A 26414-nucleotide genomic window follows, 5' to 3' on the forward strand; every position below is an offset into this window, starting at 1 on the left:
AATGAATATCCTTTTTCCAAGATTTTGAAAACTTTCTATACTTTTTGTCTGACTTTGTCATTTATGATATGCCTATCTGTTCAAAGTTTTGCGCAATATAAATGTTCAGCCCAAGACAGCCTGATCTTCAATAAGCTCATGCAAAAGGCTGAAAAACTACAATGGAAACAGTTTTCGATCGGAAAAATCATCACCCTGACAGGTGAGCAATTCATTCAGACCCCCTACGTTGCCAGCACCCTGAACCAGTCTGATCAGGAGTCCGATTTGATCATCAACCTGACGGGTTTAGATTGCACGACCTATGTGGAACAAGTGCTCGCCATGGCGCAATGCATTAAAAATAACCAAACCCACTTCGGGGATTTCACAAAAGCCCTGACCAGTATTCGTTACCGAGATGGGAAACAGCAGGGTTATTTATCCCGACTCCATTATTTTACCGACTGGATTTATGACCACCAAAAACGGGGAATGATTGAAGATATCACGCCTCAGCTTGATGGCCTACAAATGGATAAAAACATTAATTTCATGAGCACTCACCGCAAGAGTTACGCGCCTTTGGCGGATGCCGAAATATTCAAGGGTATTCAGGAAATTGAACGACAGATCAATCAACGCCAACAATGTTATTTACCTAAAACTGAAATCCCCAAACATCAGGCGCAGATTCAGGATGGCGACCTGATCACGCTCGTAACGACGATCAAAGGGCTCGATGTTTCCCATGTCGGTTTTGCCCATTGGATGGGTGATGAACTCCACTTCATGCATGCCTCCAGCAAACACGGCGTAATGATCACCTCCGTTCCACTGGTGGATTACCTGATGAAATTCAAATCCAACAAGGGCGTGATTGTGCTTCGGGCATTGTAAACCTCAGCCCTTGGCCTTTCGGCCAAAATCCGCAGGAATACCTAAAAATGGCACCAGCAAAATCGCTGGAATACCACAAAGAAACACATAAACAAAGAATCCTGTGTAACCTATTTCTGTCTGTACCCAACCGCTTAACATCGAGGGCAACATGACGCCGAGTGCCATAAAGCCTGTACAAAGTGCGTAATGACTTGCCTTCATGGCACCATCAGCAATATAAATCATGTACATCATCAGGGCTGAGAAACCAAAACCATAACCAAATTGCTCAATAATCACGGTAATGCTGACCCAGAATGCTTGTGGCGGCTGAAAGTGCGCAAGCAGTGCGTAACCGAGATTCGGAATATTCAGCAACAGGCACATCCATAAAATCCAGCGTTTGAGTCCAGATCTGGAGATTAAATAGCCCCCAATAACCCCCCCCGCAAGCAGGGAAAGCACCCCGTAAGTCCCGTAAATTATCCCTTGGGCTTCATTCGACAAGCCCAGCCCTCCTTTTGCCACGGGATCCAGCATAAACGGGGCAACCATCTTCACCAGTTGCGCTTCGCCAAGTCGGAACAACAGAATAAAAGCCAAGGCAACACCAATCCTCTTTTTAACAAAAAAGGACAGAAAAGTAACCATGAAACCATTCCCTTCTTCCGTACCAACCGCGCGGTCAGTTAATGGCTTTGGGCAGATAAAGTAATGGTAAACACCCATCAATATCAAAATCAGCGCTACAAGCGAGAAGGTTACCATCCATACTTTGGCATAATCGGCTGTCCAGTGACTTGCAAGGTATCCCGTAAAAAACACCAGCGGTCCCTGCATCAGCAACATACCTACACGATAAAAAATAGAGCGCACCCCCACAAAATAAGACTGATCGTCCTCCGTTAGCCCCACCATATAAAAGCCATCTGCGGCAATATCATGGGTTGCTGAAGTAAACGCCAGCAACAGTAAAATAGCCATGGAAGCCTGAAAGAAGAACGGTAAAGGCAATACAAAGCCCAGACCGCCCATCAGTACCCCCATCAGCAACTGTGCGGTTACCATCCAGTAACGCTTGGTTTTAAACCAGTCGACCACAGGACTCCAAAGCGGTTTTATAACCCAGGGCAAATTCAGCAAACTGGTATAGGCGGCAATTTTCACATTGCTCAATCCCAGGTTTTTATACATCACCACCGATACGCTCATCACGAGCATATAAGGCAGGGCTTGCGTCAGGTACAGTGAAGGCACCCATGCCCAAGGCGAGGTTTTATCAGTTTTCAATCGAAACATCTACTCAGTAAAAAAATGAATAACTTGGATTACAGCTCATGGCCCGCACACCGCAAAAAACAGATTATTTTTGCGCTTCGAAATGGTGAGCAACAGCCTTGCGGACACTCCCCTCACGCAGCAAAAGTGCCTCCGCCTGAGCGTAAGACAAACCCGTAGCCTCAACGATCATCTTGGCCCCACGGTCCACCAGCTTTTCATTGGTCAGTTGCATATCCACCATGCGGTTACCTTTCACCTTTCCCATGCGAATCATGCAGGCCGTTGAGATCATATTCAATACCAACTTCTGCGCCGTTCCCGCTTTCATACGGGTACTTCCAGTGACAAATTCAGGCCCTACAACCGCCTCAATGGCAATATCAGCCGCCTCACTCAGCTTCGAACCTGCGTTACAGGTAATCCCTGCGGTAAGCAATCCATGCGCCTTGGCTTGCGCCAGACCACCCAGCACATAAGGCGTACGCCCCGAAGCGGCAATCCCCACGAGTACATCGTTGGCATTGATCTCGTAAGCTTTCAAATCTTCCCACGCCTGTGTTTCATTGTCCTCCGCAGCCTCCACCGCCTTACGGATAGCGCGGTCACCGCCAGCAATCAAGCCAATCACCACACCTTCCACGCCATAGGTCGGAGGGATTTCAGAAGCATCCAGCACGCCAAGGCGTCCGCTTGTTCCCGCTCCGATATAAAACAGACGCCCACCATTTTTCATGCGCTTCACTGTCTGTTCCACCAGCTGCTCAATGGCAGGAATGGCTTTGGCAACCGCCTGATGAACTTTGGCGTCCTCTTTATTCATATTCACCAAAATCTCCTGCGCCGTCATTTGATCTAAATTCTGGTAGTTTGATGATGCTTCCGTTGTACTCATATTATATTTTAATTGATGCTAATACCTGATTTTTTCACCTGAAGGTTCCTAAAAGTATTCCGCCTACTTTAGCGGTCAGGAACTCGTTTTATGATATTCCACCAGCCCGTTGATCGGTGCCTGTGTTACCTTGCCAAGGTGCAATTGATGCTCAGAAAGTACCTCCAGAAGTTGATCCTGAAAATGGTAAGCCACACTGCCCACAAAACGCACTTCAGCAGGATAAACCGTTACCATCGGCTTCAGGTACTCCGCCACATAAGCAGACAATTGCCCTGTTACGAGTTGCGAGATTTCTGGGGCCTCGATATGTAATTTCAGGAAGGGGGTAAACTGAGCCATGAACCGCTGCTGCAATTTACTTTGGTACAGTAAAGGCACCAAATCGGCTACTGGCCAAGGGGAAAACCGAGCAAAATCTTCCAATAAATTCGAGGATAGTTTCCGCCTTAACACCCGCTCCAGGAGCGCTTGCCCCAATCGGGCACCACTGCCTTCATCGGACAACAGCCAACCCAGCGAAGTAGCTTTTTCCTGCAACTGCCCCTGCGCATAGTAGGCCGCATGGGCACCTGTCCCGAGTATGCCCACCAAGCCATTGCCTGCTCCCCAGACTGATCGCGCTGCGCCCAGAAGATCATTCTCAATCGTAATACGGGCAGCAGTAAAATAAGTGGAGAGTACCGTATGTATGGCTATTCTCCCCGCCTCCGTTCCACAGCCTGCGCCATAAAAGTAAATTTCTTTCACTGATTTTTTAGGCACTGGCCAGGAAGTCTGATGCAGCAACGCACGCAGTTCCTCTGTTCCGCGCAGCAGCGGATTCATGCCTGCAGTGGTAACCTGCTCCCCGAAGGTTTCATTCTCAAAAGCCCAGACGGCCTTCGTCCCTCCGCTATCGACGATCAATGTGGTTTGTTCCATGGTGATATTTTCGCTTACCTGTGCTGCTCGACCACATACTCGATGGCGACAAAATTTATCGACATCCTTTTCCTGCAGCCACCAGCCTGCTGTAAGTTAATTATTTTAAAACAAAAAAAATCCCACGCTCGAAAAACGTGGGATTTGATCATATCTGTAAGGGCGAATTACTCTGCTGCTTTCAATTCAGCATTCAATTGCGCCAACAATTGCTTTTTCACTTCTACTTTACGGGCTTTAAGGTCCGTTTTGTTGTCTACCAATTTACCAAAAGCAGCGCCAAATTTTTCGGCATTCTCCTGATAAAGGGTCAATTCGTGCTGATCGCGGTTATACAACTCACGCAACATACGAATCAATGACTTCAGTTGCTCAGCAGCCGTTTTTTCGCTAAACCCACGCACTTTCTGCGAAGTCAAACGATACAAGAAGGCCCGCTCAGAAACCATGTCGCAAGCGGCAAAGAAACGATCGTTCAACTCCTTAGACTGCCCCTTAGGCAAGCGGCCGGCGCTTTTCCAGGCATCCTGAAGGTTACGCACCTCTTTTGCAGCATCCTGATCTCCACGTCCAACCAAAGCTTCGGCTTTTTCCACCAATGCTTGTTTTTCCTCCGCAGCGGCACCTTTCTTCTGCTCTCTGCGGCTTTTACGCAATGGCTCCAACTTCGCATATACAGCATCCGTTTCGGCCTTGAAGCGTGTCCAGAGTTCATTACGAACTTTTACAGGAACAACAGGCAACTGTTTCCAGTCAGGGATTAAAGTCATGAACGCTTTATCCACCTGCTCAAGATCTTCCTCTTCGAGGAGTCCATGGGCTTTGGCGATCAAGGCTTCATACCCTTTGGTTTTTTCTTCAAGTTCTTTCTTACGGGACTCGAAAAAAGCATTTCTCTTCTCAAAAAATTCATTCAAGATTGTCTCCATGCGTCCTTCAACCTCCTGACGGTGTTCATCAGCTACAGCTCCTGTTTTCAACCATCGCTGTTTCAGGTCTTTGAACTTCTCTCCAGCATCACGCAGGTCTTCCATTTCACGGATCACCTCCGCTTCCGCAAGCAGAGCAGTCTTGATTTCCAGGTTTTTGGCACGGTTACGGTCAATCAGGTCGCGAATCAACACCTCGTAGCGGTCGAGCGTTTCGAATAACGGCTCGTAATCCCCTAAGGCATCAAATTCCGACAATTGCTTACGCAAGTGCACTAATTTCATTAAAAATGACCCCTTGTTGGTGGCCTCCTCGATAGTTTTAGCGAGGACTTCTACTTTTTGTTTTGCGAGTTCAAAGCGGTCTTCGAAATATTTGATCGAAGCAGCTTCATCTTCTTTTACGTCTCCGATTTCACGCTCAGGAAACTCTAAAAATCCGTTGCGAAAAATTTTCCCGTCTTTGATGTACCCGTACTTGTTCGGTTCCAATGCTTTGTGGATTAAGTTATCGATAGATAAGTACGTCGTTTAAATTGACTGATGCAAAACTAATTAATTAGAGTAAAAGAAACATGGTTAAGGGTAAAAATTAGCATATTTGCATGTGGGAAAAGTGAAAATTTCCCAAAAAGCGGTCAACATTCACCGCATATAGAGTATTTTAGTAAGAAAATAAACGCCAAACTATCTGATAATACAATGAGCGATAATAAGATCATCTTTTCAATGTCAGGGGTAACGAAAACTTACCCTCCACAAAAAACAGTGCTAAAAAACATTCACCTGTCGTTTTTCTACGGTGCCAAAATTGGTGTTTTAGGACTCAACGGTTCTGGTAAATCGAGCTTATTGCGCATTATCGCAGGGCTTGACACCAACATTCAGGGCGAGGTTGTTTCTGATAAGGAGTACTCGGTAGGTTACCTGGAGCAGGAGCCTCAGCTTGACCCAAGCAAGACTGTCCGTGAGATTATTGAAGAGGGTGTTCAGGAAATTGTGGATCTTTTGCAGGAATTTGAGGACATCAATGCCAAATTTGCCGAGCCAGAGATTTTGGAAGATCCAGACAAAATGAATGACCTGATTGTTCGTCAGGGTGAAGTTCAGGAAAAAATCGACCATATGGACGGTTGGAATCTGGACAACCGCCTCGAGCGTGCAATGGACGCACTACGCACTCCTCCTTCAGACCAAAAGATTGAAGTTCTTTCTGGTGGTGAGAAGCGCCGTGTGGCTTTGTGTCGCTTATTGTTGAAAGAGCCTGATGTATTGCTACTCGATGAGCCTACCAACCACTTGGATGCCGAGTCGGTTTACTGGCTGGAGCAGCACTTGCAGCAATATAAAGGAACCGTAATTGCCGTAACACACGACCGTTACTTCCTTGATAATGTTGCGGGATGGATTCTTGAGCTTGACCGTGGTGAAGGTATTCCATGGAAAGGAAACTATTCTTCTTGGCTGGAGCAAAAAGAGAAGCGTTTGGCGCAGGAGAAAAAATCAGAGAGCAAACGTCAGAAAACACTGGAGCGCGAGCTGGAGTGGATCCGTATGTCGCCGAAGGGCCGCCATGCAAAATCCAAGGCACGTATCAACTCTTACGACAAACTGGTTTCGCAGGAAAATGGCGAAAGAGAGCAGTCGTTGGAGCTTTTCATTCCTGCAGGTCCGCGTTTGGGCTCCAAGGTTATTGAAGCCCATGGTGTATCAAAAGGCTTTGGCGACAAGCTATTGTATGAAAACCTGGATTTCATGTTGCCTCAGGGTGGAATCGTTGGGATCGTAGGTCCTAATGGTGCAGGTAAAACAACGCTATTCAAAATGATCACAGGCCAACTTCAGCCTGATGCTGGTACTTTTGAAGTGGGTTCAACGGTAAAAATTGGTTATGTAGATCAAGAGCATGACAATCTTGACCCTGAAAAAACAATCTGGGAAGTGATCTCCGACGGCAATGAATTAATGATGGTAGGCGACAAGGAAGTCAATTCCCGCGCTTATGTTTCTAAATTCAACTTCTCTGGAGGCGAGCAACAAAAATTGGTGGGCGAACTTTCTGGTGGGCAACGCAACCGCGTACACCTGGCCATGACACTAAAAGAGGGTGCCAACTTACTGCTACTCGATGAACCTACCAACGACCTCGACATTAATACCCTTCGTGCACTGGAGGAGGCCCTGAATGAGTTTGGTGGCTGTGCGGTAGTTATTTCTCACGACCGTTGGTTCCTTGACCGCGTTTGTACACATACTTTGGCTTTTGAGGGAGAATCTCAGGTAAAATGGTTCGAAGGAACTTTCACCGAGTACGAAGAAGACCGAATTAAGCGCATGGGAGAGCTTCGACCAACGCGTATTAAGTATAAAAAATTGACGAAATAATTTATTTCGAAAAAAGATGTTCCTCTATTTTGAGGAACATTTGCTCCTTTTCTGGAGTATTTAACACTAACTTAAACATTTTCAAGGTGAAACCGAGCTTCACCTTTTTTTCTTCCGATTGTTATCCTATCTTTGCGCAACTCTTACGGAATTGCAAGAAAGGAAATTTATTTTCCGCAGTTTATTTGACTAACAATCTCGAAAACACTACATTTGCAGTCCTGTATTTCGAAGAGGAAAAAACAATTAAAAAAAAATATATAAGTAAAGCATGGCAAATCATAAGTCAGCGTTGAAGAGAATCCGTTCCAACAACGCAAAACGTTTGAGAAACAGATATCAATTGAAATCTACTCGTACTTTTATCAAAAAATTGAGAGGTTCTAAAGATGCTGCTGAAGCTCAAGAATTGTTCGTAAAAGTAGTTTCAATGATTGATAAGCTTGCTAAGCGTAACATCATTCACAAAAACAAAGCCGCTAACAACAAATCGAAGTTGGCGAAATTTGTGAACAGCTTATAAGATACTTAAGAAAACCTCGCTACAAATAGTGAGGTTTTTTTGTATCCAGCCCATTTTGGTACTTCAGCAAAACCAACATTTCTGAAGGATTTTCTTTTACCCAATAAAGAAAATGTAAACCTATGGACTACCCACAAACCCCAAACCCGATCAGTAACTGGGCCGAAGAAGACCGCCCAAGAGAGAAAATGCTACACATCGGCAGGCAAAACCTCAGCAATGCCGAACTGATCGCGATCCTGCTTGGCTCTGGCAGCAGAAACAAATCTGCCGTTGATCTTTCCAAAGAAATCCTGCAAGCGAACAACAACAGCCTCTACGAATTAGGCAAATGCTCCGTGGCCGATCTGACCAAATTCAACGGCATGGGACCAGCAAAAGCCATCACACTATTGGCTGCCATGGAACTTGGCCGCAGACGAAAAGCCGAAACTATCCAAAAAAAGCCTGTTATCAAGAGCGCCAAAGACGCCCATCAGGTATTGGCACCCTACCTTACAGACTTACCCCACGAAGAATTCTGGCTCCTTTGCCTCAATCGGGCAAACCATGTAACAAAAGCCTTGCGCATCAGCGAAGGCGGCATGACGGGCACTGTTGCCGACCCGAAGAAAATCTTCCTGAAAGCCCTTGAAATGCAGGCCGCCAGCATTATTATTGCTCACAATCATCCTTCAGGCAATACAACACCAAGCGAGGCCGATCTCAAAATCACCAAGAAAATCAAAGAAGGCGGTCAGCTACTTGACCTCCCGATCCTTGACCACCTGATCATCACCGACCACACCTACCTCTCCTTTGCCGATGAAGGCTTACTCTAAGCCTGAAACTCCCATTAAATATGAATTCTTGCCCACAAGGCTCCAATTTTCATCCGATATAATCTTCAGCACAAAAAAAATCCCACCTTAAAAAAAGTGGGATGCTTATGCTTTATTGAAAATCAGTGTAATTACCACGACAACACCAAGGCCGTCCAAATTGCCAAAGGAACCACCGTCCCCAGAACAACTTCAGTCGTTCGTGCATTACGATAAGCACGCTCCTGCGACTGTTGCGCGGCAAGCTGCGCATTTTGGGCATCGATCTCCTGCTGACGCGCAGTGAAATACTGATTTAATTTTTTCTTATAGGCTTTTGCTTCCTGATTCGATGGGTAATCCACCAAATAGGTATTGATATCCGACTGCGACTGCTCATATTCACCAATATGGTAAAGGGCAATTCCCCGAAGGAAAAACACCTCTTTTTTATAAGGCTGACGTTCGGCCACATAATCGAGGTCTTCAATTGCCCCCTCGAAATCCCCAACCTGCAAGCGCGTCGCGCCCCGATCAAGGTGAATTGCCGTATAGTAAGGCATAATTTCAATTGCCTTGGAAAAAGAAGCGATCGCCTCTTTATATTTTTTTTCCTTCGCCAGCTCACGACCTTCTTGGTGATACTGCTGATATTCTTCCACACCCTGCGCAAAAGCCACACTCACACACAGTAGCGTCAGGAAGAAAGTAATCGCAATATTTTTACCTTGTTTCATTGGTCTTCTACTATATTTACCTTTAAACAACAAAAATCTTACCATAATATCTAACCAAATGGCTAAAAAAATATCCTACATTGTACTATCGATAGTCGTTATTGGTATTTTACTGTATAGCTTTCAGCACTCAGATCAATTTAAGTTACCTGAGCACTATCTTGAATTAGTTCAGCAGCACCGAAAAAATCAAAATAATTTTTTCAGAACCAATAAAAACTCCCCTCTTTCTATTAACGCAAAAAAGGCGTTTCAGGGCTTAAAATATTTTGATATCGACCCCAGCTTCAGGGTCATTTGCCGCCTTGAACACACCCCCAATGCCGCAATCATGAGGCTCAATACCTCCTCGGGAAAAATCAAGGAATACAAGCCTTACGCAACGTTACACTTCAAACTATCGGGCAAAGAACTACAACTACTCGCGCTTCAGCCCCTCACGCACCCCGACATGCTTTTTGTTCCGTTTACCGACCAAACCACAGGCTTCGACACCTATGGCGCAGGCCGATACCTCGAACTCCCAATGCCGGATGGCGATCAGATGGCGCTTGACTTCAACTATGCCTTTAATCCCTACTGCGCATTTTCCGATGGATACTCCTGCCCTCAGCCCCCTCAGGAAAATTTTCTGAATCTTAAAATTACCGCAGGAGAAAAAAGCCCAAAAAAGCATTAACCAAGCTGATTTCCACAAAAACAGCCCACCAATTCCCGAAAAATAGGCGTCAGAAATATTCTTCCAAAGAAAAAACGGCGCTTCACATTATTAATAACGGCGGAATCTATTAATTTTGTTCTCAAGTACATCTATATATAGAAGAGCATTTTCTTATGAAAATATCAGTTAACTGGCTAAAAGAATATATCAATATAAATCTTGCTACGGAAGCTTTGGGCGATGCCCTTACTGCTGGTGGCTTGGAAGTTGAAGGTTTGGAGACTATTGAATCCGTAAAGGGTGGTCTTCAAGGCGTTGTCATTGGTGAAGTTTTGACTTGTGAGAAGCACCCAGGTGCCGACAAGCTTAACAAAACAACGGTAGATTTAGGCGATGGAAACATTGCCCCAATCGTATGTGGAGCGCCAAATGTGGCGGCAGGCCAAAAGGTTGTGGTGGCAACAGTAGGTACCACTTTATACCCTGACGGTGGCGAAGGCTTCAAAATCAAAAAAGCAAAAATCCGTGGTGAAGTTTCCATGGGGATGATCTGTGCCGAGGACGAACTGGGCTTGGGCGTATCGCATGACGGCATTATGGTTTTAACCACCGACCTGCCTAATGGAACACCTGCTGCCGACTATTTTAAGCTGAAAAGCGAAGAGGTTTTCGAAATTGGACTGACACCAAACCGCGCAGATGCGGCTTCGCATGTTGGTACTGCCCGCGACATCGTTGCCCTTACAGGAGAAACCTTGCGCATGCCTAATATCGAGGCTTTCAAAATCGACAACCACGACCTGCCAATGGAAGTGATCGTTGAAGATCAAGCAGCTTGCCCACGATACAGCGGATTGACCATCTCTGGAGTAACGGTTAAAGAATCACCGGAGTGGTTGAAAACCCGCCTGACTTCTATTGGCCTTGCACCGATTAACAATATTGTGGATGTAACCAACTTCGTATTGCACGAGCTGGGGCAGCCATTGCATGCTTTTGATGCTGCTGAGGTTACTGGTAACAAAGTTATTGTCAAGAAAATGGCCGAAGGCACCGAGTTCATCACCTTGGATGGTGAAACCCGCAAGCTTTCTGCTCAGGATCTGATGATCGCCAATGAAACAGCACCAATGTGTATCGCAGGGGTATTTGGTGGCGCACAATCAGGCGTTTCTGATAATACCACGAACATCTTCCTTGAAAGTGCTTACTTCAGCCCTGACTCCGTGCGAAAAACAGCACAGCGTCATACCCTGAAAACAGATGCCTCTTTCCGATTTGAGCGCGGAACAGATCCTAACATGACTGTTTTTGCACTGAAACGCGCAGCATTGCTGATTCAGGAAGTTGCTGGGGGAAGTATCAGCTCTGAAATTACAGACATTTACCCTGAGCCAATTCAGGATTTTGTAATTCCTGTAACTTACGCTTACATCAATAAGCTTATCGGTATTGAAATTCCTAAAGAGCGCATTCAAAAAATCCTGACCGATTTGGAGATCAAGCTCGAAGCACTCACCGAGGAAGGCTTCACGGCAATCGTTCCACCATACCGAGTAGATGTTACCCGCCCTGCAGATATCGTAGAAGAGGTTTTACGGATCTACGGATTGGATAATATCCCGCTTGATGATTTCTCTGGCGCAGACTATCTGGCTGATTTCCCTATTAAGGACAAGCAAAATAACGAACGTAAAGTTGCTGAAATCCTGAGTGCGAATGGTTTCTTTGAGATCATGACCAACTCCATCACCAATTCCAACTACACCGCAGAGGTTAAGCCTGAGGAGCAGGTAAAAATCTTGAATTACCTCAGTGAGGATTTAGATGTGATGCGTCAGCAAATGGTTTTCAACTTTTTGGAAGTGGTGGCACGCAACAGCAACCGCCAGCAAAAAGACCTGAAGATTTATGAGTTTGGAAATACCTACTTCAAAAAAGAAGAAGGTTATACCCAAAACAGCCGTTTGGCCATGGCCATGACGGGTAACTTTGAAGCTGAAAACTGGGTAGCCAGCAGCCGAGCGGTAACTTTCCATGATTTGGCATCGCACCTGACGAAAATTTTGGAGATGTTCAACATCACCAAAGTAAAAACAGAGCAGTTCAGCAACGATATTTTTGCTTATGGCTTAACCGTAGGTACAAGAAAGCAAGCATTGGGCTATATTGGTCTGGTGGATCCTGCCTTGGCCAAACAGTTTAATATCAAAGAGGAAGTTTTCTTTGCTGATTTGGATTGGGATGCGATCATGGAACTGATCAGCAACGACATCGTTTTCGAAGCTGTTTCAAAATTCCCTGCCGTACGCCGCGACCTTTCGTTGGTCATCGACCAATCGGTGAGCTTCTCCCAAATTATGGAAGTGGCCAAGAAAAGCAGCAATAATTTGATCACCAACATCAATTGTTTTGATGTTTATGAAGGAGATAAAATTGAGGCTGGAAAGAAAGCTTACGCGCTGTCTTTCACCCTACAAGACAAAAATAAGACCCTTAACGACAAGGTCATTGATAAAACAATGAACAAATTGCAGGTCAATTTTGAAAAACAATTAGGAGCGGTGATCCGTAAATAAAGCCTGTTTTAAAAGAAATTATTTTCAAGCAGTAGCCTATTTTTTTTCGCTACTGCTTTGAATTACCTTTAATGTTTCTGTATTTTTAGAAACAGAAATATAATCTTCGGATTATTACATTATAATTAATTCATAAATCTGAAATCTCCGTCTTAACTGCTGACTGGTAATCCACATATGTTGAACAAAAAGATTCATAGTGACCTCCAAGCCATGGAGCGAAAAGTGAGACTCTTACTCGCAGAACATCAACAACTCAAACAAGAGGTGTCGGAACTGCGTGCGGAAAATCATACGCTTCAACAGGCGGTACAAGCTAAGGATGAGCAGATTTCCGATTTCAAAAACCAAATAAATATAAGTACAATTGCAGGTAACCTAAAGGATGGTGTTTTGGATACATCTGGCCTGAAAGTACTGATAGATGAATATATTTCGGAACTGGATAAGTGCGTAACGCATTTAAGCAAATAATTATGGGGGACTTATCGATCAAAATTAAAATCGCTGACCGAGAATACCCTATGAGGGTCGCCGAGAGCGACGTAAATAAGGTTCAGAAGGTTGCGGAGCTTATCAACAACCAGATCAACGATTACCGCAGCAAATACCGCTGCGATGACCGCCAGGATCTTTTAGCAATGGTTGTTTTTGATGCTTTAATGAACCAAGTTGAAAGTCATGAGTACGAAAGTACCATCGACCAAAAGGTAAGCTTCCTAAACGAACTACTGGACAATAACTTATGATCAGACAAAACTGACCACGACATATATATTTTTTTTCAGCACTCACAAGCCAAGAACCCTATCCCTCATCACCCAACCATTAGAGCTGCTAAAACGATACGCTAATGGAAACTTTCATTTACGTTGCGATCACGGCGATCGTAGCACTTGGTATCGGTGTTTTTATCGGGCGTAGTATGCTTTTGAAATTCTTCCAAGCTCAAGAGCGGGAAGCACATCAGAATGCAGAGCGCATCGTCAAAGACGCCAAAATTGAAGGAGATTCAATTAAGAATACCAAAATTTTAGAGGCTAAAGAAAAAGTCTTGAGCATTAAGGCGGACTGTGACAAGGAAGTCAACAAGCGCAAGAATCAAATTAATGTCATTGAGAACCGCATCAAACAAAAAGAATCCACTTTAAACAAACAGATTGAAGTGGGTAAAAAGAAAGATGCAGAACTGAACAGAATCAAGAAACAACTTGACAATGAACTTCAGTTGATCGACGACAAAAAAGCAGTTGTTGAAGCTGAACGAAGCAAGCAAATTGAGCTTTTGGAGCAAATTGCAAGCCTTTCAGCCGAAGACGCGAAAAAGCAGCTGATCAAACAAATCGAAGACGAAGCCCGAACTGCTGCATCTGCACAGGCGAAGGACATCGTTGACGAGGCGAAAATGACCGCTAACAAAGAAGCCAAAAAGATTGTCATTCAAACTATTCAGCGTACTGCCACTGAGCATGCGATTGAAAACTGTGTATCGGTATTTAATATCGAAAGCGATGACATCAAAGGAAAGATTATTGGCCGTGAAGGTCGAAATATCCGTACTTTGGAAGCCGCAACAGGCGTGGAAATCATTGTTGATGATACCCCTGAGGCGATTATCATTTCAGGTTTCGATCCTGTACGTCGTGAGGTTGCTCGTTTGTCGTTGCACCGATTGGTTGCTGATGGACGTATTCACCCTGCACGTATTGAGGAGGTTGTTGCCAAAACAACCAAAAATATTGAAGAAGAGATTGTTGAAATCGGAGAGCGTACCTGTATTGATTTAGGGATTCACGGTCTTCACCCAGAGCTGATCAAATTGGTTGGACGCATGCGCTTCCGTTCCTCTTATGGTCAGAACCTGTTACAGCACTCTCGCGAGGTGGCTAAACTTTGTGCTACATTGGCATCAGAGCTTGGCTTGAACTCGAAAATGGCAAAACGTGCTGGATTGCTGCATGATATTGGTAAGGTATGGCCTGAAGAGCCAGAATTGCCACACGCAGTGTTAGGTGCTGAATTGGCCAAGAAATACAAGGAACACCCAGATGTTGTGAATGCCATTGGTGCTCACCACGATGAAATGGAGATGACCACCATGATTGCGCCAATCATTCAGGCGTGTGATGCCGTTTCTGGCTCTCGTCCTGGTGCTCGCCGCGAAGTCATGGAGTCGTATATCAAGCGTCTGAAAGACATGGAAGCACTGGCGATGAGCTTTGAAGGCGTCAACAAATGTTTCGCTATTCAGGCGGGTCGTGAATTGCGCGTGTTGGTAGATTCTGAATCAGTAACTGATGATCACGCAGGATCATTGTCATATCAGATTTCTCAGAAAATTGAGAAAGATATGCAATACCCAGGTCAGATTAAGGTAACTGTTATCCGAGAAATGAGATCTGTAGCCTACGCAAAATAGGCCAAGTATAAAACACCTTAAATCCCCTTTAGCGAAATGCTGAAGGGGATTTTTTTTGGCTAAATATGGCAAGGCTACCACAGCGAAAAACCAGGCACAAAAAAAGCCATCTCAAATGAAATGGCCTTAATCTTAAACTTAATATATGACTTCTTAAACTTCTTCTTTTGAAAGCGCCTCAACAACCACTGCACCAATATCTGCAGGCGATTGTACCACTGAAATACCACATTCAGCCATAATGCGCATTTTTGCTTCTGCGGTATCATCAGCCCCACCGATAATCGCGCCAGCATGTCCCATACGCTTACCTTTTGGTGCGGTCTGCCCTGCAATAAAACCTACCACAGGCTTTGGATTACCTTGCGCCTGAATCCAACGAGCGGCTTCTGCTTCATAGTTTCCACCAATCTCACCGATCATCACAATAGCGTCAGTCTCCGGGTCGTTCATCAGTAACTCCACAGCCTCTTTGGTTGATGTTCCGATGATCGGGTCACCACCAATACCGATTGCTGTTGAGATACCCATACCTGCTTTTACTATTTGGTCTGCCGCTTCGTAGGTCAAGGTTCCTGATTTTGAAACCAAGCCAATACGTCCTTTCTTGAAAATAAAGCCAGGCATAATTCCTACTTTAGCTTCCTCAGGTGTAATAACTCCTGGGCAGTTTGGCCCGATCAAAGTCGCACCTTTTTCTTTCACATAAGCTTTTGCCGCCTGCATGTCCAATACAGGAATTCCCTCTGTAATACAAATGATTACCCCGATACCTGCTGCTGTAGCCTCCATAATTGCATCTGCTGCAAATGCTGGGGGCACAAAAATAATGGATACATCCGCACTGGTTGCATCCACAGCTTCTTGAACGGTATTAAAAACGGGTCTCTCAAGGTGTGTGCTTCCTCCTTTTCCTGGGGTTACGCCGGCCACCACATTGGTGCCGTATTCAATCATCTGACCAGCATGGAAACTACCTTCTGTGCCAGTGAAGCCTTGTACTACTATTTTTGAGTTTTTATTTACAAGTACACTCATGAGTTTATGTTTTTTAGTTTGATGTCGATATTTGAACAAGTTAAAACCACTGTAAAAAGCGGCGACCTGCACAATCTTATAGTAAGTTAAAAGATTAATTCAATAATTAAAAGAAATATAAAGCTATGAGGGATCCTTATCATCATCAAATCATCTGTTATAAATAGACAACGTCAAGCAGAAAGGTTTTAAATAAAACAAAAGGCTACCCAAAAATTGAGTAGCCCATTGAATTACAAGATGTAATAAATGACTTAGAATCGGAATTGCATCTGGGTAATGAAAAGTCCTTTGCTTGAATCAAGCTCCATGTTTTCATTGTAAATAGGTCTGGTAGAATAAGCCATTGACAGCTTAATATTATGCCCTACGATTAAGTAGTGCATACCAATATCATACTGCATGGATGCATCTTTAAGCCCCTCAAAGTCTTTGTACTGAAGTGCTGCCCAAGGCTGCAATCGCCCAACCTCACCAATAGTAAATGGCAGAATATAGGCTGCATTCAAATAGCCTACATTCCCCGTTCCCAAATAATATTGCGAGATTCCCGCGCCTTGTGGCAGAGCAGACCCATCAGAAATACCGGGGTTCATCACCCCAATAGTATTCAGGTAGTTGGGACCATAATCGAAACGGTAAAAGGCTCCATATAAATTCAGGACAGCCCCTTTGGCCATCGGTTCCTCATAGAAAAGGTCTATGGCAGTGGCCAGGCTTCCTGTGGTTTTTACATTTTCCGCACTGAAATCACTCCCTTCTTCAATATACCCCATAGCACCGCCATCGTATCTGAATCCTGCTCCCAGGTTCAGAAATCGTCCTTTTCTCCCCAAATGGGACATCGTATTAAAAGGGGTGAAGCCGGGTTTCTCTTTGGTGAAAAAGTGGTATTCGAGATAAGCATTGTAGCTTAAATCCGCCGTGCGGAGGTTAAAAGCCTGATCCGCCACTTTACGCGATGCCAGTTCTTCTTTGGTCAGAATTTTGGAAGAATTGCTTGGCTGAAATGGCTGATTGACCGACGCCATATACTTGAACCGGCCGGTCATCCCCTGAAAGAAAACCCCCATCTGGCGAACAAAATCATCCGTTACATTCACCTGCGGAAAGTTGAAAGAGGGGTTGTCCAGGGTATTGGTACGCCAGTAACTCACCAGCGACAAACGCGACAAACCCATAAACATGTGCTGGCCCGCACCAATAAAGTTATTGGTGTTCCCCAAACGAATTTTCCCCCAGAAGTCGTGAACAAAAATCGGCTGGTGCGCCGTCCCATCTGTCGGGTGCGACGTAATCCCGATTTGGGTAAAGATAAAATACTTGTTTTCAATGTTTGAATAAGCCAGCAAACGCAATCGACGCATGGCAAAATCATTGACATAAGAAGTGGGTTCCTTGGTGTTGCTGTTCAATGTACCAGGGTTCATTTCTCCTGATCGGAACCAGGTTTGCGCCCCGATGCCATATTTAAAATAAGACTTCCCCCCGACAGGGATGGTCAGACCTTTGGTAAATTTTTCAAGCGCTTTGGCTTCAACACTTTTTTCTTCTTCGGTGTGTTCTTGGGAGGTAGATGATGCAAATACAGTGGACAGGCTGCCACAAAAAAGCAATACAATAAGTAGTGTATATCTCATTTTAAATAATTTTTCAAACCGCAAATATCAAAATTTAAGTAGTGAGGCTTCACTAATATGAATCATGTTTTACTTTTTTTTCTGATGCTTTTTGTGGTTTTAAAACCTGAATAAGATATTTCATGGCTGTTTTCCTGTATTTTACACCATTGTAAAATGCATGCAGGAATATTTTTGCAAATTTGCTTCAGGCGTTAATCCTGCCTAAATTTCTAAAAATTGATCCTAAAATAATGGAAACAAACAAAACATATACCCGATCGCAGCTCGCGCTGCGTAACGGTCAGGATAAAGAACAAATCTGGGTCGCCTTTGAGGGGATTATTTATGATGTTACACATTCAAGAATGTGGCGTAATGGCAAACACTACGAGCATTGGGCAGGGCAAGACCTGACCGAGGAAATGGCCGATGCACCGCATGCTGAAAAGGTTTTTGAGAAATTCGATATCGTAGGTGAGATAAAATAACTTTCCGCCCGACATCACCTTCATTTTTTCGTATTCTTGACAAGACAGTACACCCAACCCACAACTATGCGATTTATCTCTGCCATCTTCATGCTTCTACTGCTTTGTTCAAGCATTGCAAACGCCCAAATAAAACTCGCCAAACTAAAATACAACGGCGGCGGCGATTGGTATGCCAATAAGACTGCCCTGCCGAACCTGATTGAGTTCTGCAACAAAAACATGAAAACCGATATTGAAAAAAATGAGGAGATCGTTGAGGTGGGCAGTTCGGATTTATTCTTGTTTCCCTATGTGTACCTCACGGGGCATGGCAATGTAGTTTTCTCGGATCAGGAAGCGGATAATCTTCGCCGATATTTAATCGCTGGAGGTTTTTTGCATATTGATGATAACTATGGACTTGACCAGTTTATCAGACTGGAAATGAAAAAAGTCTTCCCTGAACTGGAGTTTGTTGCCCTGCCTCATGATCACAAGATTTACCATACCCAGTATGATTTCAAGAATGGTCTACCAAAAATTCACGAGCACGACGGCAAACCTGCGCAAGGTTTCGGGTTAATTTTCGAAGGACGCCTGGTTTGCTATTACACCTATGAATCCGATTTGGGCAATGGCTGGGAAGATCAGCGACTGTATGGCGACCCCGAAGAGGTACGCCAGCAAGCCCTAAAAATGGGCGCCAATATTGTTTCCTACGCTTTCACGGAAGAATAGCCAATAATTTTCATCGGCTGTTCATCCTGTTTCAATACTTTTTCCGATTTATCAACGAAACCACAGGCGCCCTCTCTGCCTTTGGGTGCTTCAACCCTCAATTGTTGGCTCGTCCTTTTATTACAGACTAATTATTGGGCTGATAAGCCTTGCATCATTCAACTCCTCCGCCTGAGTCAGGCATGTGAAAAATAATGTGTGAATTGTTTATGAATGGCAACACTATTTTAGTACTGATCACGCCTTATTCAATAATCCACCGATTTTTTTTCGGATCGCATGCAACCCCTCCCCCCTTTTGTGCATCATGGTACTGAATAGTATATCATTTAATGAACACATCCATGAAACGCAGTCTATTTCTATTGATTATTTTGTGTGCGGCGCTATTTGCGAAAGCAGAAAAGCGTAGCATTGACATCACCTCCTTCAAATTTCTGAAGGTGAACGGTGCTTTTCAGGTCTATTTCACCACAGGCGCTGAATACAAAATGACCATTGAAGCTTCAGCTGATGACTTTGAAGGCATAATAATAGATCAGAAGGACAGCACCCTTCAAATCAGCCGAAATGCCAATCGCATCCACGGTAACATCTACTTACAGGCGCCCTCCTTCAGTGCCTTGCTTTTAGAAGGGAGAAACCACTTTTACACCAAGAATGCCATTGTTGCCAAAACATTTAAGGCGGAAATCAATGGGGCATGTCAGGCAAAAATAGAAATCAACGCTACTGATTTTGAGCTTTCCAACAACGGCGCCACGGAAGTTATGATGGTCGGAAAATGCGATAATGCCCAAATAAAATCCGACGGCGCATCGACCTTCGACGGGCGAACATTGATTTGCCAACGCATCAAGGCTGATGCTTACGGAGCGACCAAAGTTCATGTTTTTGGACAGGAGTCCGTGATTGCCAAAGCGCATGGTGCTTCCGCCCTCTCCTATAATAAAAGCACCAAATCACCTTACATCACCAATGAGCCTGCCGCTTCGGTAAGCCATTACAATTAATCGATCCCCCATATTCTCAAATTCAATTGACCATGAAAAGCCCTGTTATTCTTATTTTGTGCCTCCTCCTTTTTGGTACTGCACAGGCAAAAGATCAATATAAAGAACACCGCACCGTTGGCGACTTCACGAAAGTTCAGCTTGAAGGTGCCTTTACCCTGTTCATCACCCAAGGCAACAGCAACGCCCTTGCCCTGGAGGCCAAAAAACAGTCTGTCATTCATCGCCTACATACCGAGGTGAGAGGAGAAACCCTCTACATCACCACCGACGACAATATGGATAAGGCCAAAAAACTGACCGTCTATTTACAGGTGAAAGATTTAAGCCTGCTCAAAGTTCTTGGGGCTACGAAAGTATATTCCAAGAACCCACTAACAAACGATCTCCGTGTGGAATTGCTCGGCGCCGCTAAAGTGCGGCTGTTAGTCCAAAATAAACAGTTGGAGTTTCACGCCCAGGGGGTGTCTTCCTCCATCATCAAGGGAAAAGTACAGCAAGCCGATTTTCAGATGGAAGGCATGGGCAAGCTCGATGCCGAGGAGCTCATTTGCACCGATGCGCACGTTTACCTTGCAGGCTTTTGCAAAGCCAATTTGTATGTTAAAAATAAAATTATGGGCAATATTGAAGGGTTCTGCAAACTCGCTGTTGCAGGGACTGAAAATAGCGCAATTGTTTCCAGTGAATTCAGTAAATACGATATAAACTAATTATGAAAAAACTTATCCCTATCATCCTGATCATCTTTACTGCAGTGTACTCCCTGCAAGCCAAAGACCTTGAAAAAAGAACCATTGAAGTGAGCAGCTTCAATAAGTTGCATCTCGGCGCTGCCTTTAATGTCTATATCACGCAAGGAAAAGACTGCCAGATGGTGATTGAAGGCCGAGGCAAAGACCTTGATTTGGTTAAAGTGAAAGAAAGCGCCAACAGCCTTTCGGTGAACATGAGAAACGGCAGTTATAACACCAAAAAAATCAATATTTACCTGCAACTGAAGGATGTGAATGAAATAGAGGTTTCTGGAGCATGCAGTGTATATTCCAAAAATGCGATCAGGGCGAGCGCCCTAAAAATGCGTCTTTCGGGTGCATCGAACCTGAAGCTTGAGTTGAATGCAGAAAGCTTAGACCTGCGCTCTTCGGGGGCAAGTAATGCCATGCTCGTTGGAAATGCAGAGAACTTTTCCGTGAACCTTTCAGGTGCGAGCAATGTAAAGGCTAAAGACTTAATCACCGGACAGGTGAAAGTTGCTATGAGCGGGGCTTCAAATTTAAAAATTCACGCAAAAGATGCCATAGAGGGCAACTGCTCGGGCGCAGCTTCGGTGAAGTTTACTGGCGATCCTCAGCGTGTCTTGGTGAATACTTCAGGCGCAGGCTCGGTACAGCGATTGTAAGGCTTTATTGGATGTTTTATTTGTCCACAGATTATTTATTCCTTGTTTTTAGTTCAAGTGTCTCGCTTGGACTAAAAATTTAGTGACCTTTGATCCAAGCGGGACGCTTGAACCAACCATTATCACGAGCCGGACTCTCGCGATAGTGGATTCATCCTAACCACAAAAAATCAAATAGGGTAGATGGCTGGTGAAAGAAAATTTCCTCTTTCACCAGTGCACCTCCCACACCACCCTGCGTACGGATCCGTACAGGGCGGTTCTTTAATTCAGTGTACAGAGAGATAGTATGTCTTTAGAGAGACGTAGCCTTGTTCTCGAAGCACTTCATCAGTCAGGGTTTTGTGTAATACAGGGCTCTTTGCGATCCGCCAATGTCCTTTTCTTGTGTTGGCGTGTTCCCAGGCTTTCGATGTATCGGCACCCAGTCGCTTTAGTTCCTTGAACCGTGTTCTTACCCGCTTCCAATTCTTCCAAGTAAATGCCCGAATTCGTCGGCGTAACCACTCGTCGAGTCGTTGCATGATGGTTTTCATCTCGGCAAATTTGTAGTAATTGATCCACCCTTTTATCGTTTGAGATAGCAGGGTTTTCCGCCTTTGATAGCCCAGACCATTACTTTTATTGGTGATAGCACGCATTTTATCCTTTAGCCGATTGATACTTTTGGCTTGAACTCGAAAACGTGCTTTTCCCTTCCACATGTAGAAGGAGTATCCCAAAAATTTGATTTGCCGTCTTGGTACTACCTGCGTTTTCTCCTTGTTTACCCTCAAATACAGCCTACCTTCAATAAATCGGGTAACTGTTCTTTTGAGTCGTTCCGCTCCTTTTCTACCTTTACTAAAGATAATCATATCATCAGCATAGCGCACGAATCGGTGTCCCCGCTTGGTCAGTTCTTGATCCAAAACATTAAGCATTACATTACTCAATAATGGACTCAATGGACCGCCCTGCGGTACGCCGTCGGTGCTTGCCTCAAATTTATGACCGATCACAACACCTGCATTCAAATATTTGTGAATGAGTGAAATCACCGATCCTTCCTTGATTTGTTCTGACAGTAAAGTGATAAGATAACTATGATTTACCGTGTCAAAGAACTTCTCCATATCTAAGTCCACCGCATAGCGATAGCCTTCTGATAAAATCTCTTGGCTTTGAAGTAATGCCTGATGCTGACTGCGACCAGGACGAAATCCATAGCTATGAGGTGAAAATTCCTTTTCGTAAATCGGAACTAAAACTTGGCTGATCGCCTGTTGTACCCAACGATCCACTACCGTTGGTATCCCCAAAGGGCGTGTCTTCCCATTGTCCTTCGGTATTTCTACACGTCGGACTGGGTTCGGGCGGTAGTTCCCTTGACGTATGGACTGCACAATCTCCCTTCCATGAATTTGCAGATATGACGCCAAAGCGCCGACCTTCATTCCATCAATTCCATGGCTCCCTTTGTTCTTGACCACTCGCTGATAAGCTCGGTTCAAATTATAAGGGCACAAGATTTTGTCTAACAATCCTTCCTTTCTCTGTGTAACTGTGAAATCATCCGCTTCAGTTATCCAAACAAAAGTCGGCACTCGTTCGGCTTTCCCCTGTTCCGCAGGTGCTTTTCCGAACAAGCTACTATTTCTTCGTACTTTCTGCTTTCTACCTTTCATTCGGTAACTTTCTGTAATGATTCCTAATTAAAGTTCAGTCCTTCGCCGTCGGTCTCGACTACTATGACTTCGGCTGACTTCTCGCAGTAAACCTTTTTCGAACGTGTCCTTTACTATTAGTAGACACCCCTGCGAGATCTCCCGCGGTAAGACGATTAACTTTCTCCCCATCTACCTGCACCATTTACAGCATTGCCTTCCGAGTAGTTTTGGACTTTACTTTGTTATGCAAGCTTATCCAAACAATACTGCCTCATGATGTTTGTGTCCCTCAGGCCAGAGATTTGCATACGGCTTCCTTCAGATTATACCTCACGGTATACACCCTTGCCTTCTGCTATGTGGTTGGCACTACTAACCCCCACTACGGACTTGCACCGATTAGTTAATCGCCATGCACGGCGCACATAAAAAAAAAGCCTGGCAATTTGCGTTGCCAGGCTTTTTTTAGGTATAAATTAACGGGAGGTCATTTTCAATTGCTTATTGACATCCTTGATTTCAGTCGTCATAGGCTCCCGTTTACTGCCACTTATTTTTTAAAACCTTGATTTCCTTGATTGAAAGGATTAACATGATTTTTTTCTTCCTGTAATAGCATAATTAATCACTTCTATATTCGGCCACTTTGGTTCAAGCGTCCCGCTTGGACCAAAGTCAATTCAGCGCCTCTGCCCAATCACTACATTTACACTAATCGTGGACTGTCGAGTATTTTTGTACCTCACGGTACGGACGTTGCATGCAACGTCCCTACGGCACTAAAAATGATGTTTTTGGATAAGCTAATGGAATATTTTCGACAGGCTACACTAATCGTAGGTTTATACCTTCAACCCACAGACTAAAAATAAATATTTAAAAATTTTCACCACCATGCAACCCTTCCCAACTTTTGCGCATCATGATGGTGAGTATATTATAAATTTATACTCAAAAATATAAATAAAAAACACCACCTATCACCTTTTTTCTCTTTTGTAATTGGTTGGTACTTTTTTTATCAATTTTTTTTAAAAACTTGAAATACTATGAAATATTTTTTCCCACTAATAGCATTTTTTTTACTGCTAAGCCAAACCTCCTTTGCACAATCAGTAATGTTAAAAGGAAAGTTGGTCAATACCGATCAGCAACCAGTAGAATTTGCTAATGCTTATTTGATGTCTTCCCAAGACAGTACTTACATCGAAGGAGATGTTACGAAAGAGGACGGTTTATTCTCTATTAGCACTACTCCAGGCAAATATATTCTACACTTGAACATGATAGGCTTCCAGGACGAATATCTACCAATAACAATAACCAAAGATACCAACATAGGAACGAAAGTACTTCAAGACAATATTCAACTAGATGAAGTTCAGATCACCTACAAAAGAAGCAAAATCGAAAGCCAGGGAAATAAAACCATTTTTCGGGTAAGTGATACCTTTGAAGCCAATATCAGTACCTCAAGCTATGACCTACTTAAAAGAGTACCAGGCTTAATCGTTGATACCAATAGCAATAGTATATCTATTGTTGGAAGAAGTGTTGCCAGAATATTAGTTAATGGCAGAATGGTCAATTTATCAGGTGAACCACTTAACTCCTATCTTAAAAGCATTAACCCTACTAATATTGAAAAAATTGAACTGATGCAGAACCCTCCTGCACGCTATGATGCCGAAGGAAATGCGGGGCTTATTAATATCGTACTAAAACATCGCACATCCGATTACCTTGGTGGAGCAGTAGGCTCAACGTATAAAAAACGTAACAGAGGACAAGATCTCTACAACAATGTGGCATTGAACTACTCTAAAAAGGATTGGAACCTTAGTACATCTCTTAACTATGACTTGAGCAACCCACAAAGAAAATATGACATCACGCAAGAAAACATTGGGAAATTAGTTAATCCTACCGATGGTCTATGGAGTATAGATGGGAAAGGCTTGGGCTTTAACCTGGCAACAGATTATAAAATTAACAATCGTTGGTTTGTTGGTTTGGGATACACTTTTAACAATAATGATGAAGACGAAAAGAATACAGGTGTTCGAAGTGCTTATGACCTCACAGAGAACCAAAAAGACCTTACCTATATTAACCATTACTTCAACATAGGTAACTCACTCAATCGTACCCATAACCTAACAAGTTTCATTGATTACAGCATCGATGACCAAGGAGGGAAATTATCATTAGAAGCAGGTACGGTGCTTTCTGATGGGAGCTCTGACCAATTATTTGATAACCAACTTGACCATCAAAACGGCAATATAGAGCAAATCAAAAAACAAAACCAATTTGGCTCTGAAAGTAAAGTTTATACTTTAGGGCTAAATGCCTCAAAAAAAATACATGGCGTACAGTGGTCTGCTGGTCTTAAATACACCCAAAACCAAAGAACAAACGACTTCAAAGACTTCGATTACCAAGACGATCAACCCATACTCAATTTACCGAACTCCAGTGAATTTGATTATAATGAATCAATTTCAGCGATATACACCGAAGTCAACAAGAATTGGAAAAATATCAGCTTACAACTTGGACTGAGAGGAGAATACACAAAAATAGCCACAAAAGAACACTTATTAGACAGTGCCAATAACAGTGACTATTTCAAAATATTCCCAACATTCAATCTAAGCTACACAGACTCCTCAGGCAGTTACTTTGGATTATCTTATAATCGAAGATTAACCCGTCCTGGTATGGGAGTATTATCTCCAGCCGTCATGTTCTTTGGAGAACAAGCCATTGTCGTAGGTAATCCATACCTCACACCGATGTATATCAACGACCTGTCCTTTAAATATCAAAAAGGGAACCTATCAGCAGGAGTAGGTTACTCGATAGAAACAGACATGTACAACGCTGAAGTGCAGTATTTTGACACTGAAAAACAGATGTATGTCAATACCCGATTCAATAATTTTGAGCAACATAACATCTATGGATATATCAACTATAACTACCGAAAATTCTCTTGGTGGGAAAGTAACAATACCATATATGCTAAACACTTTTTAAATACGAATACCAATCAGGAATTTGATATCGCTGACAGTGAAGGTTGGGAAGCTTATTTCAGCACCCAAAACACATTCTTCCCTATCGCAGACAACAAAAACTTTTCACTCAATTTTCATTATTGGTTCAACCCAAGAATAGTAACAGCACGAGAAACCACTTATGGAAAGCAGAACTTAGACATAGGAGCTAATCTATTATTGCTGGACAGAAAGTTAATATTTTCAGCACAAGTGACTGATATTTTTGACACGAACATCGATAGACAAACGACAATACAGAATGACGTCATTTTGAGAACAAACTTTAACAATGATGTTAGAAGCATTCAGGTAGGCGTTCGCTATATCTTTGGAGGAAATAAAAAAGAATCTCGCATGAGACGTGTAAATAGAGATTCAATGAGAAGACTTTAGGATTACTTGTAAATCTAATCGCATAGATCTCTA

At 43.7% G+C, this 26414-nt stretch carries 23 protein-coding genes; 15 read left to right on the forward strand and 8 right to left on the reverse strand.

The genetic code is table 11. The features are described from left to right. Positions 1-63 precede the first annotated feature (63 nt). Complete coding sequence (locus AABK40_RS11130) at positions 64-879, forward strand: N-acetylmuramoyl-L-alanine amidase-like domain-containing protein (protein WP_338397090.1); 816 nt, start codon at positions 64-66, stop codon at positions 877-879. A gap of 3 nt (positions 880-882) precedes the next feature. On the opposite strand, the gene AABK40_RS11135 is transcribed toward AABK40_RS11130, so the two are convergent. The 4 genes from AABK40_RS11135 to AABK40_RS11150 all read right to left on the reverse strand — a co-directional run bounded on the left by AABK40_RS11135 (position 883) and on the right by AABK40_RS11150 (position 5379). After that, a complete protein-coding gene (locus tag AABK40_RS11135) occupies positions 883-2160 on the reverse strand; it encodes an MFS transporter (protein WP_338397091.1) in 1278 nt (425 codons plus the stop codon). A 64-nt stretch (positions 2161-2224) separates the two neighbouring features. Next, on the reverse strand, positions 2225-3034 hold the full coding sequence (murQ, locus tag AABK40_RS11140) for an N-acetylmuramic acid 6-phosphate etherase (protein ID WP_338397092.1): 810 nt from the start codon (positions 3032-3034) through the stop codon (positions 2225-2227). A 75-nt stretch (positions 3035-3109) separates the two neighbouring features. After that, positions 3110-3958, reverse strand: a complete 849-nt coding sequence (locus AABK40_RS11145; protein ID WP_338397093.1) for a hypothetical protein — start codon at positions 3956-3958, stop codon at positions 3110-3112. Positions 3959-4125: 167 nt separating this feature from the next. Next, positions 4126-5379 carry a DUF349 domain-containing protein gene (locus AABK40_RS11150; protein WP_332920071.1) on the reverse strand — a complete coding sequence of 418 codons (1254 nt, stop codon included), beginning with the start codon at positions 5377-5379 and terminating at the stop codon, positions 4126-4128. A 210-nt stretch (positions 5380-5589) separates the two neighbouring features. On the opposite strand from AABK40_RS11150, the gene ettA reads away from it, so the two are divergent. From ettA to radC, 3 genes are all read left to right on the forward strand, one after another. Beyond that, positions 5590-7272 (forward strand): energy-dependent translational throttle protein EttA, encoded by a 1683-nt coding sequence (gene ettA, locus AABK40_RS11155; protein ID WP_332920072.1) that lies wholly within the window; start codon positions 5590-5592, stop codon positions 7270-7272. Between the two features lie 271 nt (positions 7273-7543). Next, positions 7544-7795, forward strand: a complete 252-nt coding sequence (gene rpsT / locus AABK40_RS11160) for a 30S ribosomal protein S20 (RefSeq protein WP_332920073.1) — start codon at positions 7544-7546, stop codon at positions 7793-7795. 122 nt (positions 7796-7917) lie between these two features. After that, complete coding sequence (gene radC, locus AABK40_RS11165) at positions 7918-8616, forward strand: RadC family protein (protein WP_338397094.1); 699 nt, start codon at positions 7918-7920, stop codon at positions 8614-8616. Positions 8617-8747: 131 nt separating this feature from the next. Here the strand turns inward: radC and AABK40_RS11170 are convergent, their stop codons facing one another. Then, entirely contained in the window at positions 8748-9332 is a 585-nt protein-coding gene (locus tag AABK40_RS11170) for a tetratricopeptide repeat protein (RefSeq protein ID WP_338397095.1), read from the reverse strand. A gap of 58 nt (positions 9333-9390) precedes the next feature. Between AABK40_RS11170 and AABK40_RS11175 the strand changes: the two genes are divergently transcribed. The 5 genes from AABK40_RS11175 to rny all read left to right on the forward strand — a co-directional run bounded on the left by AABK40_RS11175 (position 9391) and on the right by rny (position 14991). After that, complete coding sequence (locus AABK40_RS11175; protein ID WP_338397096.1) at positions 9391-10011, forward strand: DUF1684 domain-containing protein; 621 nt, start codon at positions 9391-9393, stop codon at positions 10009-10011. Positions 10012-10166: 155 nt separating this feature from the next. Next, on the forward strand, positions 10167-12572 hold the full coding sequence (gene pheT / locus AABK40_RS11180; protein ID WP_338397097.1) for a phenylalanine--tRNA ligase subunit beta: 2406 nt from the start codon (positions 10167-10169) through the stop codon (positions 12570-12572). 213 nt (positions 12573-12785) lie between these two features. Then, the gene (locus tag AABK40_RS11185) at positions 12786-13046 is read left to right on the forward strand and encodes a hypothetical protein (RefSeq protein WP_338397098.1); all 261 of its coding nucleotides are present in this window, start codon (positions 12786-12788) and stop codon (positions 13044-13046) included. 2 nt (positions 13047-13048) lie between these two features. Continuing rightward, a complete protein-coding gene (locus AABK40_RS11190; protein WP_332920079.1) occupies positions 13049-13321 on the forward strand; it encodes a cell division protein ZapA in 273 nt (90 codons plus the stop codon). Between the two features lie 104 nt (positions 13322-13425). Then, positions 13426-14991, forward strand: coding sequence for a ribonuclease Y (gene rny, locus AABK40_RS11195; RefSeq protein WP_332920080.1), 1566 nt, complete (start codon positions 13426-13428; stop codon positions 14989-14991). Between the two features lie 153 nt (positions 14992-15144). Here rny and sucD read toward each other — a convergent pair whose 3' ends face one another. Together sucD and AABK40_RS11205 are read right to left on the reverse strand one after the other, a co-directional pair. After that, positions 15145-16029 carry a succinate--CoA ligase subunit alpha gene (gene sucD, locus AABK40_RS11200; RefSeq protein WP_332920081.1) on the reverse strand — a complete coding sequence of 295 codons (885 nt, stop codon included), beginning with the start codon at positions 16027-16029 and terminating at the stop codon, positions 15145-15147. A 254-nt stretch (positions 16030-16283) separates the two neighbouring features. Beyond that, positions 16284-17669 (reverse strand): hypothetical protein, encoded by a 1386-nt coding sequence (locus AABK40_RS11205; protein ID WP_338397099.1) that lies wholly within the window; start codon positions 17667-17669, stop codon positions 16284-16286. A 233-nt stretch (positions 17670-17902) separates the two neighbouring features. Between AABK40_RS11205 and AABK40_RS11210 the strand changes: the two genes are divergently transcribed. From AABK40_RS11210 to AABK40_RS11230, 5 genes are all read left to right on the forward strand, one after another. After that, a complete protein-coding gene (locus AABK40_RS11210) occupies positions 17903-18139 on the forward strand; it encodes a cytochrome b5 domain-containing protein (RefSeq protein ID WP_332920083.1) in 237 nt (78 codons plus the stop codon). A 66-nt stretch (positions 18140-18205) separates the two neighbouring features. Further along, positions 18206-18859, forward strand: coding sequence for a DUF4159 domain-containing protein (locus AABK40_RS11215; RefSeq protein WP_332920084.1), 654 nt, complete (start codon positions 18206-18208; stop codon positions 18857-18859). 344 nt (positions 18860-19203) lie between these two features. Then, positions 19204-19872, forward strand: coding sequence for a head GIN domain-containing protein (locus AABK40_RS11220; protein ID WP_338397100.1), 669 nt, complete (start codon positions 19204-19206; stop codon positions 19870-19872). 32 nt (positions 19873-19904) lie between these two features. After that, entirely contained in the window at positions 19905-20585 is a 681-nt protein-coding gene (locus AABK40_RS11225; RefSeq protein ID WP_338397101.1) for a GIN domain-containing protein, read from the forward strand. A 2-nt stretch (positions 20586-20587) separates the two neighbouring features. Next, on the forward strand, positions 20588-21274 hold the full coding sequence (locus AABK40_RS11230; protein ID WP_338397102.1) for a head GIN domain-containing protein: 687 nt from the start codon (positions 20588-20590) through the stop codon (positions 21272-21274). A gap of 269 nt (positions 21275-21543) precedes the next feature. Here AABK40_RS11230 and ltrA read toward each other — a convergent pair whose 3' ends face one another. Further along, on the reverse strand, positions 21544-22941 hold the full coding sequence (ltrA, locus tag AABK40_RS11235; protein WP_338397103.1) for a group II intron reverse transcriptase/maturase: 1398 nt from the start codon (positions 22939-22941) through the stop codon (positions 21544-21546). Between the two features lie 1031 nt (positions 22942-23972). On the opposite strand from ltrA, the gene AABK40_RS11240 reads away from it, so the two are divergent. Continuing rightward, on the forward strand, positions 23973-26381 hold the full coding sequence (locus AABK40_RS11240) for a TonB-dependent receptor (RefSeq protein WP_338397104.1): 2409 nt from the start codon (positions 23973-23975) through the stop codon (positions 26379-26381). Positions 26382-26414 lie beyond the last annotated feature (33 nt).

Origin of the sequence: Persicobacter psychrovividus, from assembly GCF_036492425.1 — a bacterium.
Taxonomy (GTDB): domain Bacteria; phylum Bacteroidota; class Bacteroidia; order Cytophagales; family Cyclobacteriaceae; genus Persicobacter; species Persicobacter psychrovividus.